A 15657-nucleotide genomic window follows, 5' to 3' on the forward strand; every position below is an offset into this window, starting at 1 on the left:
AAACCTCACTACATTAGAACATATTGCAATCCCGGATGAGTCCATATACAAGTTCCGGAGCAGTAGGCCATATTGGAATACGATGAGAATGACAGAAATTATTACCCAACTTAAAAACAACGGCGAAGTTATAAGCGATAATACACTAACTCATATATCACTTTTACCACATAAGCATTTGATTACGATGGGTACTTATTTTACCGATGCAGCTATTGATCAATCGGAAATAGAGGATGTGAGAGAATTTACGGTTTTAGAGCAAATTTAGATGTCAAACCGTAAATTCTGACACGGATGGGGTCGCTACCCCAATATCCATCAAATTAGCTCTATTAATTTTTTTCTTTATGATCGTTTTTCTTTGCTTATCTATCCCATGCAATTGGAATATATTTTTTGCTAAATCAATACCTACAAGGCTAATATTATTCATTGGATTCTCTCTTAAATCGTTAAATCAGTTATCTTGGCCTAAGCTATGGCCGATTAAAAGAGGATGAGTCCATCACATTGCGCCCTGATGCAAAAATATAAAATATTAGATTGGAAAGTCCCCTATGACATCATTATATTTATCTTGTGCATCAGCTAAGCTTAATTTTGAATAAATTTCCAGAGAGTCTCTTTTCGCATGTCCGGAGTAAGGTTGAATAAAAGCATCATCAATATTTTTTTTCTTAAGCCAAGTAAACAAAAAATGCCTTAATTTATGAGATGAGATAGAGCGTTCAATACCGGCAAGCTTAGCATATCTCATCAGAATTTTTCTAATTCCTCGATCAGTATAGTGGCGACGAAATCCTGACTCAAATAAAAAAAGTCTATTTTCATTTTTATATTGTTTTATATGAAGTGCTAAAGTTTCTTTAAATGCTGGTGAAAAGGTACAACTCTATCTTTTTTACCTTTGCCTTGATTAATTTTTATTCGGCAATTAGTTAAATCAACATCAGCTAACTGTATATTAATTAACTCTTGACGGGACATAGAGAAAAATTGAGGGTGGAATTTAAATTGAATTAAAAATAAACAGGAAACGGTCCTTTTCGTCAGGGTCCCGGCCGAACCTCAATAAAACCCTCTAAACTTTATAAAGACTAATATCCTCTTTTAGATGTTTAACAATATCATCTAAATGATGAATAAATGTCATCATCTCTTCTATGCCACTAGAAAAAGTTGCGGTAGCACGATTAATTTCATTCATACTCTCAACGATTTGCTCAATTCCAACTGCTTCTTGCCTAACAGACACCTCAATGTGTTGGCTTGAAATCGATGCTTCACTAATCATTTTACTTAGCGCATGAATAACGTCGCCTGCTTTCTCAATGAGCTTAATTCCTGAATCAAGAGTGTTAGCTCCTTCCTCGGTAACGATGACCGCTTTTTCAGTGCTACACCGTATGTCCTCAAGAATTTTTTGCACCTGCACTGTGGACTGTTCTGATTGCTCTGCAAGGTTTCTTACTTCAGTTGCCACTGCGGCAAAACCTTTTCCAGATTCTCCTGCTTTTGATGCTTCAATTGATGCATTCAATGCTAACATCTTGGATTGTTGGGCAAGCGTATTTACTACTAAAGTAATTTCACCGATTTGTTGCATATGGTTACTTAAATCAAGAATAGTTTGCGCAATAAGCTTCATCTTTTCTTCTGCAGCCCTAATACCCAGAATGCTTTGTTCTACAGATTGAGCACCTCGCTTTCCCTGTTCATAGGTATTTTGAGCTACTTCTCGTAAAACCTGAGCTTTAGCCATAGTTTTTTTGGAACTATTGTCTATTTCTTCTAATGAAGCACTGATTTGATTAATCGCAGATGCTTGGGAACTAATTTCTTTTGCTTGTTTATTAGCAGAAGTGAGTACCGTTCCCACCATTGTAACGATATCACTGCTCGCTTGTGTAATTTTTTTTGTTATCGATGAAAGCCTATCCGTCATGGAATTTAAATCTCGACCCAAATCTTGTAATATTCCTTCATTTTCTATTTCAAGACGATGGCGAAGATCACCGGAAGCAACTTTACTGCTATGTAGACTAAATTTTTTCGAAGAATTAATCAGTGTTTCCAATAACGCTCGAGTCTCCTCCTCTTGGTTACGAAGCATTTCTTCATTCTTTTTTATTGCATCTTGCATGATTTTTAGGGATAAAAGCAGCTTGCCTAATTTATCTGACGATAGGATTTCAATTGTTACGTTTCGCTCTCCTGCAGCAATTCGCTCAGCAGTATTTATTGCATTATCCAGTGGAATGGATAATGCTCGCTGAGTCATATAAGGGACAATCACTGTTAAAACAATTGCTAAAATCAACAGCCACAAAGCGGATTCTTTTAAAGAAATTAAATTCTTATCTATTTCATTTATATGGGATTCAATTTCTTTGGATAAGTCTCTAAATAGCCCCCCTTCTCTTTTACCCGTTATCTCCGAATAAGGACCAACAATGAGATCTATCATTGATTTTTGAATGGCTCGTGTTTTGTTCCTGCTATTCTCTACATTATCTGGATTATTAGGATCTCTTGGAGCATTTATTATTGATAGTTGAGCTTGATGCAACGATTTATAAAGCTGTTGAAGCTTTTTCCATTTATGTTGTATTTCTTGATTATCTAACACTTGGATTACTTGATCACCCTGGACTCTAACTTGATGAATTTCATTCCATATATGGTCAAAATAAGTCTTATCTTTTGGGTCTCCTGTCATTGCCCAATGCTCCAAAATGTCTTGAGCTTGATAAATTTGGGAATCAAGAATGGGCGGCAAATTCTCATTTTGAATTTTATGACTCAGGTGGATTATATAGTTTACTTTGGGCACTAAAAGGATAATCAATATTAATAAAGGTAATCCAAGAGTCATAAATCCAATAAACAATCGGGTACCCAATGGAATCACAAAACGTCGTGGGATTACATCAGTGTTCATTACCACCTCCTATTCAGCACGAGATTTCAGAATCTCTCTGCTCATTATCACCTCACTAAATTCATTAATAGAATTTTTCAGGTGGTCATTCCAAAAAATAATACACAACGACCTGTATTTTTACTTAAGTCATGTTCAATTAATTTAAAAATCAGAATCGATTTCTTTAATATTCAATACCTCATTGTCTATAATGTGTAATAAGTTCATTCAGAAAGAAAATATATGACAAAACATACCTTATTAAAAAATTGGAAATATTGTTTTTTAATTTCTGTCACTTTATTATGCTCCTGTGAACATTATTTCTCTAAGGATGACTCAAAAAATAATGCATTCGTTAATAAATCGTTCATTGGATATCATCCTCATGGACATGGGCATGGGCATCATTAATTCATTGACATGACAAAGAAGAGAAATTTTGCGCAATCAGAAAGCCTATCAATGCAATTGAAATGATACTCCATGAAAAAAAATAGCGGCCAAGATTAGGAGTATGATTAAAAAAGAATAAAAGTGAATGGTTTTCTTCTGTTTTTTGAGAAAAACCAAAACACCTACAAGTACAATACCCAACACCCCTAGCAGTAACCAAGTCCATAGATTCATTTCCATATTTAGTGTTCCTGAACTTTCTTGTTATGTAATTCATGCACATGCTCCCCGTTACCACCAAAATCCCCAGCATACAGACCTTCAGGATGAGCCTCTTTGGGGATTGATTGAGTCGAAGTACAAGACACTAACGCCACTCCCCAAAAAATAATGCTCATCGCCAAAAACAGTCTCAAACATGATGTATTTCCTGTTTTCACTTTATTCCTTAAAAATAGATGCATACAAACTCCTCAATAACAACACAAACAGCTACCTTATTTAGTTTGCTTCAACCGGTTTACTGAATCAATTAGTTTTAAAGCGTCTTGTGATGTAAAAGGCTTCACACACTGCATTGTATCTGGTTGCATTCCATCTATATGATGATTTTTCGTCAATATCACGACAGGCGTTGTTTGGTTCAACTCTGAATGCTGTTGAATATGCATAATCAATTCCTGGCAGTTAAATCCTTGCGTCAAATTCTTATCAATTAAAATCACATCATAACGCCTCATTAAGGCCAGCTCCAAACCGGAATTCGCATCGCAGGCCATATCCACCTTATGATTCAATTTCTGCAGTTGCATACGCATTAGAATGCGTTCGCCCAATGAGTCATCGACTACTAGAAAATGTAACGAATCAGCCATAAGACACCTCTTACTGCATTCTTGAATCATCGACTCCTCCCTCTTTCGATATTTCTTAAGCCTCTTGAATGTCTGCATGTCCTTTATGAGAATTCAAAAGCCGCAATCCATTTGCCACAACGATTAAACTAGCCCCCATATCTGCAAAAACAGCCATCCACAAAGTAGCAATGCCTCCAAGCGCTAAAATAAAAAACACTCCTTTAATGGCGATGGATAAGCTAATGTTTTGTCGAAGAATTCTTGCCGTATTGCGGCTTAAATCAATATATAAGGGCAGCATGGCCAAATTATCATTCATCAAGGCTACATCAGCCGTTTCTAATGCGGTATCTGTCCCCTTACCCATTGCAAAACTAATGCTTGCTTTAGCCAAGGCCGGCGCATCGTTAATACCATCGCCCACCATGCCTACCGTTTGATACTGTGCCAAGAGTTGATTAATTGCTTGCAGTTTATCTGTAGGCAATACATTGGCCTTCACTTCATCAATACCTACCTGTTTGGCTATCGCCTGTGCCGTTACTGCATTGTCCCCGGTCAGCATTGCTGTTTTTATCCCTTGCTCATGAAGCCTTGCAATAGCCCACTGACTGGATTGACGCAACGTATCAGCCACCGCAAACAGAGCAAGCACCGTAGTGTTATTGCTTAAAATAACCGTGGTTTTTCCTTCTTCCTCCAATCGTTTCAGCTCTTTTTCTATTTCAGGATTGCAAACGTGATTGTCTTCAGCCAGTTGATGATTCCCTACATAAAACAGGTCCTCTTGCACCAAACCGTGCACGCCACGACCAGGGAGCACCGCAAACTCATCAACCTCTAATAAAGCAGAGTCGGGCTGCTCTTGCTGCCAATAAGTCACTAGAGCATGTGCTACAGGATGCTCTGAATGGCTATCAAGGCTTGCAGCAATGAGAAGCAACTCGTCTTTTGTTCTACGCTTATCATGAACAATAAAATCAGTCACTACTGGTTTACCTTCAGTTAAGGTGCCCGTTTTATCTAAGGCAATTAATTTTAACTCATGCCCAGTTTCTAAATAACTTCCACCTTTAATTAAAAGCCCATGCTTGGCGGCAGAGGCTAAGCCGCTCACCACCGTCACCGGGGTCGAAATAACCAAAGCACAAGGGCATGCAATCACTAATAAAGTGAGCGCTTTATAGATCCAGTCATAAAAAGGGTAACCAAAAACCAACGGCGGAATTAATGCAATTAAAACAGCAATCATTACCATAATCGGCGTATAATATTGTGCAAAGACATCGACAAAACGTTGCGTTGGCGCACGCTCTGCTTGCGCTTGTTCAATGGCCTTCCCAATTTTGGCAAGAAGGGTATCTCCAGAAGCTTTCGTGACTTTGACTTCAAGCACCCCATATTCATTGAGTGTTCCCGCAAAAACCGTATCATCTATCTTTTTACTCACCGGCATGGACTCGCCCGTAATCGGCGCTTGATTGACCGTGCTTTTACCTAAAACAACGACTCCATCTAAAGGGATACGCTCTCCAGGCTTTACTTTAAAAACAGCGTCTAAGTGCACCCGCTCAATAGGAATCGTTTGCCATTGCCCATTATCCTGTTTTACTCGTGCAACTTCCGGTGCAATTTGCATCAAACTGCGAATAGCAAGTCGTGCTTTATCTAAAGAATAGCGCTCAATACGTTCAGCTAAAGCAAACAATACGGTCACCATCGCCGCTTCAGGCCATGCACCAATAAATACCGCGCCAATAATGGCAATCAACATTAAACTGTTAATGTTCATCGCCTTGGTACGCAAAGCCAACCATCCTTTTTTAAAGGTCGGAGGGCCGCTTAAGCCAATCGCCAATAAAGCAGGAGCAATAATCCAGACTGAAAGTTCCGTATTCAGATAATAGGCCATAATTTCTGAAAACAATGCCAAAATACCCGCTAGTAGAATGATTTTCCAAGAAAAATCAGAGATTGCTTTTTCGCCTTCTTTAGCTAAACGACGAGTACCTTGCGTGCGAACACTCATGCCTAATGATTCAATGCGCTGTTGCAATGCATCAACGACAGGAAGACGATGATGAATCGTGACCTCCTCGGCGATAAAATTAAATTCCATATGCTCAATTTCAGAAACATCTTGTAACTGTTTTCTAATGAGCTGCTCTTCTGCAGGACAATCGAGCCCCGCCACAAAAAATGTTGTCGCAGTTAATGGAGTTGTCATAATGAGCTCCCGCATTGTCCACAAAATTTAGCTCCAGCAGGAATGGATGCACCACAGCGACATGCTGTATTTTGGATTGCCTGACCACATTGCCCACAAAATCGAGCTCCTGGCTCATTGTGAGTTTGACACCGTGTACATATAACTCCCTGAGATTCATTTTGAGAGATATAGTTGTTGTTATGATTTTTTTGCTTATGATGGGAATTACCGTATCCATTTTGATGAGAACTACGATTTTGCCCATGATGCCCATTCAGGTAGCTACCTAGGAAGCGTTTTAAAAGGTTCATGTTATTTCCTCCTCATCTTCAGCAAAATGCCGCAGCATGTCGTCCAAAATACAGCGTACATGCGCATCAAAAATACTGTAATAAATATGTTTTCCCTCTCGATTGGCACTCAGTAACCGTGCAGAACGTAACAAACTTAAATGATGGCTTGCTAAGGGGACGGAAAGGTTTAATTGCTCTGCTAATTCAGACACAGATTTAGATCCTTCTTTAAGACATGTAAGTAGAAGCCGCAAGCGATTGGGCTCACCCATTAAATGCAGTGTATCGCTTAAAGTAATAAGTTGATCGTGAGTTAGCATATTGAGTTCAACAGTTAAATAAGTATTTAACTATAAATATAGCCAACCCCTTGAAATTGTCAAATCTGTCATCGCTTATCAGTCAAAAATCAATCGCATTGCTTAGTTATTGATTATCCAGAGGGTTCTTCTTTAGATGATTCTTGGGGCGTCGTTTATGAAACACATAATACAAACCAGGAAGCACCAATAGTGTTAAAAACGTAGAAGAAATAATTCCCCCAATCACCACCGTCGCTAAAGGTCGTTGCACTTCTGAACCCGTGCCTGTTGCCAGTGCCATAGGCACAAACCCTAAAGAGGCCACTAATGCAGTCATCAGTACCGGTCTTAGTCGAGCCAGTGACCCTTGCAACACTGCATCTTTTAAATAAAATTTTTGCTGTTCATGAAGCTTATTGATAAACGTAATCATCACAAGGCCATTGAGCACCGCCACCCCTGATAAGGCAATAAACCCCACACCTGCCGAAATAGATAAAGGGATACCTCGTAGCCACAAAGCAAAAACCCCGCCAGTTAAAGCCAAAGGAATACCTGTAAACACCAACAATGCATCTCTCGCCCTGCCAAAACTCATAAACAGTAATAAGAAAATGCCAAGTAGCGTCACGGGCACCACAATCTGTAACCGTTGTGAGGCAGATTGCAATTGCTCGAACTGCCCACCCCAGTCTATCCAATAACCACTAGGTATTTTAACGTTCTGTTCAATGCGCAGTTTTGCATTATTTACAAAGGTACTTAAATCACTGCCTCGCACATTGGCACTAACCACCACTCTGCGTTTACCCATTTCACGACTAATTTGATTGGGTCCTTCACTTCGTACCATGTTTGCGACTTCACTTAATGGGATAAAATGCCGCTCACTATCTTTAGATGGTGGAAGTGGTACAAAGACTTCCCGCAATACATCAAGATCAGTGCGGAACGACTCAGGTAATCGTACTACGATATCAAAACGCTTATCCCCTTCAAATAGCTCGCCACCCTTTTTTCCGCCGGTAGCAATGACTATGGCATCTTGAACAGCGCCGACTTGCAACCCGTAACGCGCCAAAGTATCGCGATTAATTACCACCGTCCAAAGAGGTAATCCACTCACTTGTTCGATTTTGACATCTGCCGCTCCAGGTTCTTTTTTAAGTTGTGTACTGATGTTTTCTGCGATCTCCAATAAAGTATTCATATCATCGCCAAATACTTTGACCGCGACATCACTACGAACACCCGAGATCAGTTCATTAAAACGCATTTGAATGGGTTGGGTAAATTCATAATTATTTCCTGGAATTTGCCTCACTGCATTTTCAATTTCCTGTACCAGTTCCTGTTTGGGTTTTTTGGGATTAGGCCAATCCCTGCGCTTTTTTAGAATAATAAAGGTATCAGCAACATTAGGTGGCATCGGATCGGTAGCTACCTCTGCGGTTCCCAATTTGGCAAATACTGCTTTTACCTCTGGAAATTGTTTCACCCGCTGTTCAACCAAATCCTGCATAACAATGGCTTGGGTCAAGCTTGTCCCTGGAATACGCATGGCATGCATGGCAATATCCCCTTCATCAAGGCTTGGAATAAATTCGCTACCCATACGCGATGCAATAAACAAACTCAATATAACCAAGATAACCGCAGCCCCTATAACCCCACGCCGCGCATGAAAAGATCGTCGCAAAATACGCGCATAGCCCATTGCAAGGTAATGTACCAGCCAATTTTCTTTTTCTTGAACACGTCCTCGCAAAAAAATAGCAATCGCTGCCGGTACAAAAGTAAGCGCAAATAACATCGAGGACAGCAGAGCAATAATCACAGTTTCTGCCATAGGCAAAAACATTTTTCCTTCCACACCCGTTAACGTAAGAATGGGAAGATACACCACGGTAATAATAAAAACTCCAAAAATACTGGGCCGAATGACTTCGGTGGTGGCATAAGAAATCACTTTTAAACGCTCTTCAAGCGTTAATAGTCGTTGTGCATTATGTTGCTTTTCCCCTAAATGCTTGATGCAGTTTTCTACGATAATCACCGCACCATCTACTATCAATCCAAAATCCAGCGCACCTAAACTCATAAGATTTGCGCTGATTTTATGAGTCACCATGCCCGTGATGGTCAGTAACATGGATAAGGGAATGACCATAGCAGTAATCAATGCGGCACGGATATTTCCTAAAAATAAAAAGAGAATAATACAAACGAGCAGTGCACCTTCCAGCAAATTGTTTTTAACCGTATTAATTGTTGCATTAACAAGCAAAGTGCGATTATAAACAATAACAGCCTCAACACCCTCAGGAAGCGACTTATTGATTTCTTTCATCTTCTCAGCAACCCGCTCAGAAACTGTTCTACTGTTTTCACCCATCAACATAAACACCGTGCCTAAAACCACTTCTTGGCCGTTTTCTGTAGCTGCCCCCGTGCGTAACTCTTTCCCGAAGACCACTTCTGCCACATCACGCATGCGTATTGGAGTTCCTTCGAAATTGGCAATCACAATATTTTCAATATCCGGGATGTTTTTCACTTGTCCAGGAACACGAATTAGATTTTGTTCGCCATTGCGTTCTATATAACCCGCACCCACGTTGGCATTATTACGTTGGAGGGCTTCAACCACATCATTTAAACCTAAGTTATAACGTACTAGCTTGGAAGGATCGGGCGTAATATGAAATTGTTTTGCATAACCCCCAATCGTATTGACCTCTGCTACCCCTTCCACATTACGCAATTGCGGCTTAATAATCCAATCTTGAATGGTGCGAAGGCCTGTGGGGTTGTACCATTGACTTTTAGGCACATTGGGCTTATTCGTCACCGTATACATGAAAATTTCACCAAGACCTGTAGAAATAGGTCCTAATGTGGTTTCAGCCTCAGGAGGTAATTTGTCTTTGACTTCTTGTAAGCGCTCATTAATCAGCTGTCTTGCAAAAAAAATATTAGTTCCGTCTTTAAAAACCACAGTCACTTGGGACAACCCATAACGAGATAAAGACCGGGTGTAATCGAGATTAGGTAGGCCGCTAAGTGCTAACTCAATAGGAAAAGTGATTCGCTGTTCTACCTCAAAAGGCGAATATCCAGAGGCTTCTGTATTAATTTGTACCTGAACATTGGTAATATCAGGTACCGCATCAATAGGAAGTCTTTGATAATTATAAACACCAAGCGCAGCACTAATCACGGTAAACAACAGAATAAACCAACGATGTTTTAAAGAGAAACGTATTATTTTTTCCAGCATCTTAATCCCTAGTGCTCATGACTTGCGCCTTCCTTACCCAACTCCGCCTTTAGATAAAAACTGTTCTTAGTCACATAATGCTGGCCTGCATCAAGCCCTGATATAACCTCAACCCATTGTTTGTCTCGTTGGCCAAGTTCTACAGGAGTCGCCTCAAAATAATCGCCTTGCTGGACAAATACTACGTCTTGTTCGCCCATGCGTTGCAGTGCCGTAAGAAGCACCGCCACCGGCACTGTTTTTTCTTTGATGATAATATAACCGTTGACATACATACCGGGAACCCATAAGCGTCCTTCATTGGGTAAGACTGCACGTGCCAAAGTGGTTTGACTGTCCTCTATCCCAAGAGGAGCGATGTAGGAGATAGTGCTCGTCGTTTTAGGTTTTCCTTCATCACCAATTACATCAATAGTCATTCCCTTTTTTACTAGCGGGGTTTCTTTGCGATATAAGGTAAAGTCAGCCCATACATTGGTTAAATTCGCCACATCATAAATGGGTTTGTTATTTTGAGCCAATTCGCCATTCGTTGCATATTTTTGCACTATAGTTCCTGTGATAGGTGCATTAATATTGTAATTTTGTAAACTTTCATTGCTTTCAATTGTCGCTAATAAATCGCCTTTAATCACCTCATCGCCTAAGTTTTTATTCATCAGTTTAATAATGCCTGCATAGCGTGCATAGATAGGTGCCATAGTATCCCGATTAGGCGCAATTTTTCCCACTACTTTTAATTGAGTTTTAATGGTTTGGCTTTCTGCTTTTTCAGTTTGAATATTTGCTGCTTGAAGTATGGCAGGAACTAATTTAAGCCTTCCCTCATACGTTTTATATTGCCAGTTGTAGGTTTTATCTGAAATCCGTAATTGAAGTGACACATCAAATGAATGAGGCTCTTTAATCACCTGATTGCTTTGTAAAAAATTCTCGACAGGCCTAAATGTAATCACTTCCTTCCTTCCGTTAAATCGGGTTAATTCTGCAGTAAGCTGCGATGAATTAGGAGGAATGGCTGTTCCTTCTTGATAAAGATAAGCACGAAAATGGGGTGGCATCCCACGCTCAAAGAGGAACAACTCAAGAGCTATATTGTCTTTTTTAAAAAGACGGCCTCCTTTTGGACCTTTTTCGAACTCTTCTTGAGACTCACTCTCTTGTTTGGTGTCGTCGTCAGCCCCAAATACCGTAGGAGTAATTAGTGTCGACAAAAAGATAATTAAGAATAACAAAGAGACGAATTTTTTTATAAGTTTCATTTACTTTCCTTTGTCGGATGCAACCCTAAAAGACCAGTCAATTGAATGAGTGCTTTATGAAAATCGGCATGAGCTTGTTGGTAATGACGCTCTTCTTCATATAAATTATTTAACGAAGTGGATAATTCAATATAGGTATATCGCCCCATTTGATAACCATCTTGGGCAAGCTTAATTGACTTGCGCGCTAAAGGCAGCAGAGATTTTGTCACCAATTGTGCTTCATACTTAGTTTGCTGCGCCTGTAAAAAGGCATTGTATGCATTTTGACGCACCTCAAGACGCGTCCCTTGAAACTCATAGGTTGTTTGGGAGTATTGTGCTTCCGCAGTCAAAATCTTTCCCTGATTGCGGTTATAAACAGGCACATCTGCAAAGACCGACATCACCGCAGCATTACTGTCGTCATCCTCAAAATGCCGGCTACCCAATTGAATGTTTAAATCAGGCCATACTGATTTTTTAGCCGCAGTAATGGCGGCGCGCTTGGCTTGTAATTGCAGCTGCATTTGCAGCATTTGTGGGCTTTGCGGCACTTTTTTTAATAACTCAGACCAGTTCAACGCCACATCGGGCAAACCTTTATCAATCAAAGGCCTGTCCACACGCAAGCCATTACCAAGTAACCGTGCTAATTTTGCCCGTAAGAAGAGCGCATCACGCCCTGCTTTTTGCTCTTGAATACGTGCATCCCCCAATCGAATTTGCGCTAAGCGCAAATCAAGCTCCGCACCTACCCCGGCTTTAACTCGTTTATTGATGGCAGTCACAATATCCTGATTCAAACGAACAAGTTTTCGGGTCACCTGATACCATTGAACTGCATAAAATGCATCGACATAAGCACCTCCTACAGCCATATACAATGCTGCTTTTTGAACATTTATTTGAGCTAAAGAGGCTAAATAATCTGCATAAGTTGCTTTTTTCAAATACTTAAGACGACCGCCTAAGGGAATCGGTTGTGTTATAGATACGGTCGTTTCTGCGGCCTCATAACTTGAATAACTTCCAGACCCTCCAAAATTTTCCGCAGTTAAAGTCAGTTGGGGATTAGGATACAAACCACTTTGAATAAAAGCACCACGCATGGCTTGTGCTTTATCTATTTCGGCTTGTAATTCGGGATTATTGCGATAAGCAATGCCCAGGGCTTGTTTGAATGTCAAAGAGGTGGCCGCGAGCGCCTCACTCGCTACAAGGCTCATTGCACTCCACATAACATAATAAAATAAATAACGCATTCCCTACCCTATCAAATCCTTGTCAAACCTTATCGTTCCAGTGTACCTTGATTTTGGGCCTTGATACACCTTATTGCTAAAAAAACCAGAAAATCATAGCATTAACTCACTGAAATGATTACCAAACTGGTATACACTGATCTTTATAATCCATTAATTTTTTTATCCTATGTACCTACGATTATTATTTGTTTTTTTAATAATCTTGACTGCCGAACTTAAGGCTCAGTCATTAACTATTGGAATAGTAGCGTATGCCCCGCCGTTTTCAATGAATGCCGACAAAAATCATTTCTTTGGATTTGATGTTGAGCTCATAACAGAGCTTTGTAAGCAAATTAAAGCTCAGTGTCAATTGAAACCCATGCTGTTTGACGAGCTGTTTACAGAATTAAAAGCGAGTAAAATTGACTTGGGTATAGCGGCAATTATCATCACCAACGAACGACAGAAAACCTTTCTCTTTAGTCTTCCCTATCTGGCAAGTGCAGCACGTTTTATGGCCACAAAAAACGACTCAATTACATCTCTTGAAAAACTCAACAATAGATCAATAGGCATTATCAGAGGCTCTCTCTTCAAACAACTCATTACTCAGAAATTTAAAAACAATAGGGTTAGAGAATATCCTTCAACCAATCAACTCATCACTGCCTTAAATCAACAGGAAGTAGATGCCCTGTTGATGGATGACTTTTCGGATGATTATTGGATAACCAATAATAACGCCTTGTTTAAAGGATTAGGTAAGCCCTTCCCCGTCGGCATCGGTTATGGAATCATGGCCAAAATGGATTCTAAGATGCTAATGAACCAAATCAATCAAGCCTTAAAACACATCGAAAAAAATGGATTCTATTTGTCTTTATATTAAAAATATTTTCACACCATACCCATGCATTAATATGAATCACTAACGGTTATCTTAATGCCAACGTTTTAATATAATTTGGCTTAATGGTGTCCGTGACCATGGCCATGCGGGTGATATCCACTAAATACTCGCTTAGGATGTTTATCGTTTTTTGAATCTACTTTGCTAATAAAAGAAGCGCAGGAAGTCAACAAAAACATTAAAGAAATGAGCACTAATACATATGGGGTTACTAAACTAGATTTTTTCATCATTTGCATCCTTGGAATAACTCACTTGCTGTTATTTTTTAACAACATTATTATGGATGAAATAAAAATAAATTGTACTACTTTCATTTATATTCATTCAATATAAAAAACACGGTGTTAAATTGATGAAATTTTAATCTCGTCAACACAGGAGGAGAATATGAAAAAAGAAGTTATTATTTCAATCTGTGGCGGCCTTATTTTTTCTTTAGCCACACAAACAATCCTGGCCGATGAAATTCCCAGTCGCACCTTACCTATGTCTGAACTCTTAAAAATCCTACAGACTCGCGGTTACAGCGCGATAAGAGAAGTTGAATTTGATGATGGTTTATATGAGGTGGAAGCCTTTGATGAGAAAGGGATTCAGCTTATTCTTCGAATGAACCCAAATACAGGGGACTTTATCAACACCAATTCAAAAACCAAGAAATACCCCATCTCAATGCTTGAAGCATCGCAGAGAATTGAAGATGCTGGCTATCATACTATTTTCAAAATTGAAGCGCACGGCAGTCAGTATGAGGTAAAGGCTCTTGATAAAGAAGAGAAAAAAATTAAATTACGCATCGATGCTAATTCTGGCAAAATATATATCCTTGAATAAGAGAATTGGGGTATTTATTCTGCAACCTTTAAAATTTTTCAATAAATAAAACAACCAACCTATTTAAGCTTTAAGAAATTTAAGGATTGACATCCCATATCCTTATCACAAGAGCCATCATGAATCAGCTGATGCTTGCCTCTTGCCCTTATTTAATTGCTGCCTGTTTTTTAAATATCATATATAGGGATGATTGATTCAATGGAAGAAAAGGGAGGAGGTTCTAAGTAATTTATTTATAACATTTAAGGAGAATGACATGGACTATAAAAAGTTGCATCCAATCCTGCTTGGATTGTTTAAAAGCCTGTGAGTGATTATTTGAACATTTGACATAACTAAAATTCAAGGAGGAAAAATCAAAATGAATAAACGGATTGCTTTAGTAACTGGTGGCACAGGCGGTATTGGAACAGCGATATGTCAAGCCATGCATCAGATGGGCTATCAAGTGGTTGCCTGTTATTTCAAAGGCGGTAATCATGATTTAGCAAGAACTTGGCAACAAAAGCAAGCTCATGAGGGATTTGAGTTAGATATTGCCTATGCTGATATTTCTTCATTCAAAGATTGCGAAAAACTAACGGATTTGGTCATTGAAAAATACGGAAAAATCGATGTGCTCGTCAATAATGCAGGTGTTACCCAGGATGCGACGCTGAAAAAAATGACAGAAATGCAATGGCATGATGTCATCAATGCCAATTTAAATAGCGTTTTTAACATGACGAAAACGGTGTTATCGAATATGTTGGATAATGAGTATGGTCGCATCATTACCATTTCTTCCATTAATGGGCGCAAGGGTCAATTTGGGCAGTGTAATTATGCGGCCAGTAAATCAGCATTGTATGGATTTACTAAAAGTCTTGCGCAAGAAGTTGCCAAAAAAGGGATTACTGTGAATACCGTTTCACCGGGATACATTAGAACAGAAATGTTAGCGTCAATGAGAGAAGACATTTTAAATACCATAGTTGCACAAATCCCGGTCGGGCGATTGGGACATCCGCAGGAAATTGCACGATTAGTCACTTTTTTGGCTGACGAACAAAGTGGTTTTATTACAGGATCCAATTTTGATATCAATGGTGGTCAATACATGTAACTACATTTGGAGCTGAGTGTGTTAGATAATCACTTGATGTATTTCGAT

General features: G+C 39.4%; 18 protein-coding genes. 5 read left to right on the forward strand and 13 right to left on the reverse strand.

Annotated elements, in window-relative coordinates:
* Positions 1–271 (forward strand): Tn3 family transposase (locus A8O27_RS14615; RefSeq protein WP_154669248.1); only part of this gene is annotated, 271 nt, incomplete at its 5' end.
* A gap of 3 nt (positions 272–274) precedes the next feature.
* Here the strand turns inward: A8O27_RS14615 and A8O27_RS18805 are convergent.
* The 3 genes from A8O27_RS18805 to A8O27_RS14625 form a co-directional block, all read right to left on the reverse strand.
* Positions 275–436 carry a hypothetical protein gene (locus A8O27_RS18805; RefSeq protein ID WP_154669249.1) on the reverse strand — a complete coding sequence of 54 codons (162 nt, stop codon included), beginning with the start codon at positions 434–436 and terminating at the stop codon, positions 275–277.
* A 105-nt stretch (positions 437–541) separates the two neighbouring features.
* Positions 542–850, reverse strand: coding sequence for a tyrosine-type recombinase/integrase (locus tag A8O27_RS18570; RefSeq protein WP_202972305.1), 309 nt, complete (start codon positions 848–850; stop codon positions 542–544).
* 234 nt (positions 851–1084) lie between these two features.
* Positions 1085–2944, reverse strand: coding sequence for a methyl-accepting chemotaxis protein (locus A8O27_RS14625; RefSeq protein ID WP_064115114.1), 1860 nt, complete (start codon positions 2942–2944; stop codon positions 1085–1087).
* Positions 2945–3169: 225 nt separating this feature from the next.
* On the opposite strand from A8O27_RS14625, the gene A8O27_RS19070 reads away from it, so the two are divergent.
* Positions 3170–3340, forward strand: coding sequence for a hypothetical protein (locus A8O27_RS19070; protein ID WP_165483279.1), 171 nt, complete (start codon positions 3170–3172; stop codon positions 3338–3340).
* Positions 3341–3388: 48 nt separating this feature from the next.
* Here A8O27_RS19070 and A8O27_RS19075 read toward each other — a convergent pair whose 3' ends face one another.
* From A8O27_RS19075 to A8O27_RS14665, 9 genes are all read right to left on the reverse strand, one after another.
* The gene (locus tag A8O27_RS19075; RefSeq protein WP_165483280.1) at positions 3389–3562 is read right to left on the reverse strand and encodes a hypothetical protein; all 174 of its coding nucleotides are present in this window, start codon (positions 3560–3562) and stop codon (positions 3389–3391) included.
* Between the two features lie 2 nt (positions 3563–3564).
* Complete coding sequence (locus A8O27_RS14630) at positions 3565–3786, reverse strand: hypothetical protein (protein WP_235810599.1); 222 nt, start codon at positions 3784–3786, stop codon at positions 3565–3567.
* Between the two features lie 33 nt (positions 3787–3819).
* Positions 3820–4227 (reverse strand): response regulator, encoded by a 408-nt coding sequence (locus tag A8O27_RS14635; protein WP_235810598.1) that lies wholly within the window; start codon positions 4225–4227, stop codon positions 3820–3822.
* Between the two features lie 25 nt (positions 4228–4252).
* A complete protein-coding gene (locus A8O27_RS14640) occupies positions 4253–6406 on the reverse strand; it encodes a heavy metal translocating P-type ATPase (RefSeq protein WP_058460949.1) in 2154 nt (717 codons plus the stop codon).
* On the reverse strand, positions 6403–6699 hold the full coding sequence (locus tag A8O27_RS14645; protein ID WP_058460948.1) for a zinc ribbon domain-containing protein: 297 nt from the start codon (positions 6697–6699) through the stop codon (positions 6403–6405). Before A8O27_RS14645 ends, A8O27_RS14640 begins: the two co-directional genes overlap by 4 nt.
* The gene (locus A8O27_RS14650) at positions 6696–7001 is read right to left on the reverse strand and encodes an ArsR/SmtB family transcription factor (RefSeq protein WP_058460947.1); all 306 of its coding nucleotides are present in this window, start codon (positions 6999–7001) and stop codon (positions 6696–6698) included. The genes A8O27_RS14645 and A8O27_RS14650 overlap by 4 nt, the downstream gene beginning before the upstream one ends.
* A 106-nt stretch (positions 7002–7107) precedes the next feature.
* Entirely contained in the window at positions 7108–10263 is a 3156-nt protein-coding gene (locus A8O27_RS14655) for a CusA/CzcA family heavy metal efflux RND transporter (RefSeq protein WP_064115115.1), read from the reverse strand.
* Positions 10264–10271: 8 nt separating this feature from the next.
* Positions 10272–11525: an efflux RND transporter periplasmic adaptor subunit gene (locus A8O27_RS14660; protein WP_058460945.1), complete on the reverse strand. Its 1254-nt coding sequence runs from the start codon at positions 11523–11525 to the stop codon at positions 10272–10274.
* On the reverse strand, positions 11522–12769 hold the full coding sequence (locus A8O27_RS14665) for a TolC family protein (protein ID WP_058460944.1): 1248 nt from the start codon (positions 12767–12769) through the stop codon (positions 11522–11524). Before A8O27_RS14665 ends, A8O27_RS14660 begins: the two co-directional genes overlap by 4 nt.
* Before the next feature lie 169 nt (positions 12770–12938).
* On the opposite strand from A8O27_RS14665, the gene A8O27_RS14670 reads away from it, so the two are divergent.
* The gene (locus A8O27_RS14670; protein WP_082642505.1) at positions 12939–13643 is read left to right on the forward strand and encodes a transporter substrate-binding domain-containing protein; all 705 of its coding nucleotides are present in this window, start codon (positions 12939–12941) and stop codon (positions 13641–13643) included.
* A gap of 80 nt (positions 13644–13723) precedes the next feature.
* On the opposite strand, the gene A8O27_RS18810 is transcribed toward A8O27_RS14670, so the two are convergent.
* The gene (locus A8O27_RS18810) at positions 13724–13897 is read right to left on the reverse strand and encodes a hypothetical protein (protein WP_154669250.1); all 174 of its coding nucleotides are present in this window, start codon (positions 13895–13897) and stop codon (positions 13724–13726) included.
* Between the two features lie 157 nt (positions 13898–14054).
* On the opposite strand from A8O27_RS18810, the gene A8O27_RS14675 reads away from it, so the two are divergent.
* Together A8O27_RS14675 and phbB are read left to right on the forward strand one after the other, a co-directional pair.
* Positions 14055–14501: a PepSY domain-containing protein gene (locus tag A8O27_RS14675; RefSeq protein WP_058460943.1), complete on the forward strand. Its 447-nt coding sequence runs from the start codon at positions 14055–14057 to the stop codon at positions 14499–14501.
* A 364-nt stretch (positions 14502–14865) separates the two neighbouring features.
* A complete protein-coding gene (gene phbB, locus A8O27_RS14680; RefSeq protein WP_058460942.1) occupies positions 14866–15609 on the forward strand; it encodes an acetoacetyl-CoA reductase in 744 nt (247 codons plus the stop codon).
* Positions 15610–15657: the final 48 nt, after the last annotated feature.

Source organism: Legionella bozemanae (assembly GCF_001648595.1).
GTDB classification, from domain to species: domain Bacteria; phylum Pseudomonadota; class Gammaproteobacteria; order Legionellales; family Legionellaceae; genus Legionella; species Legionella bozemanae.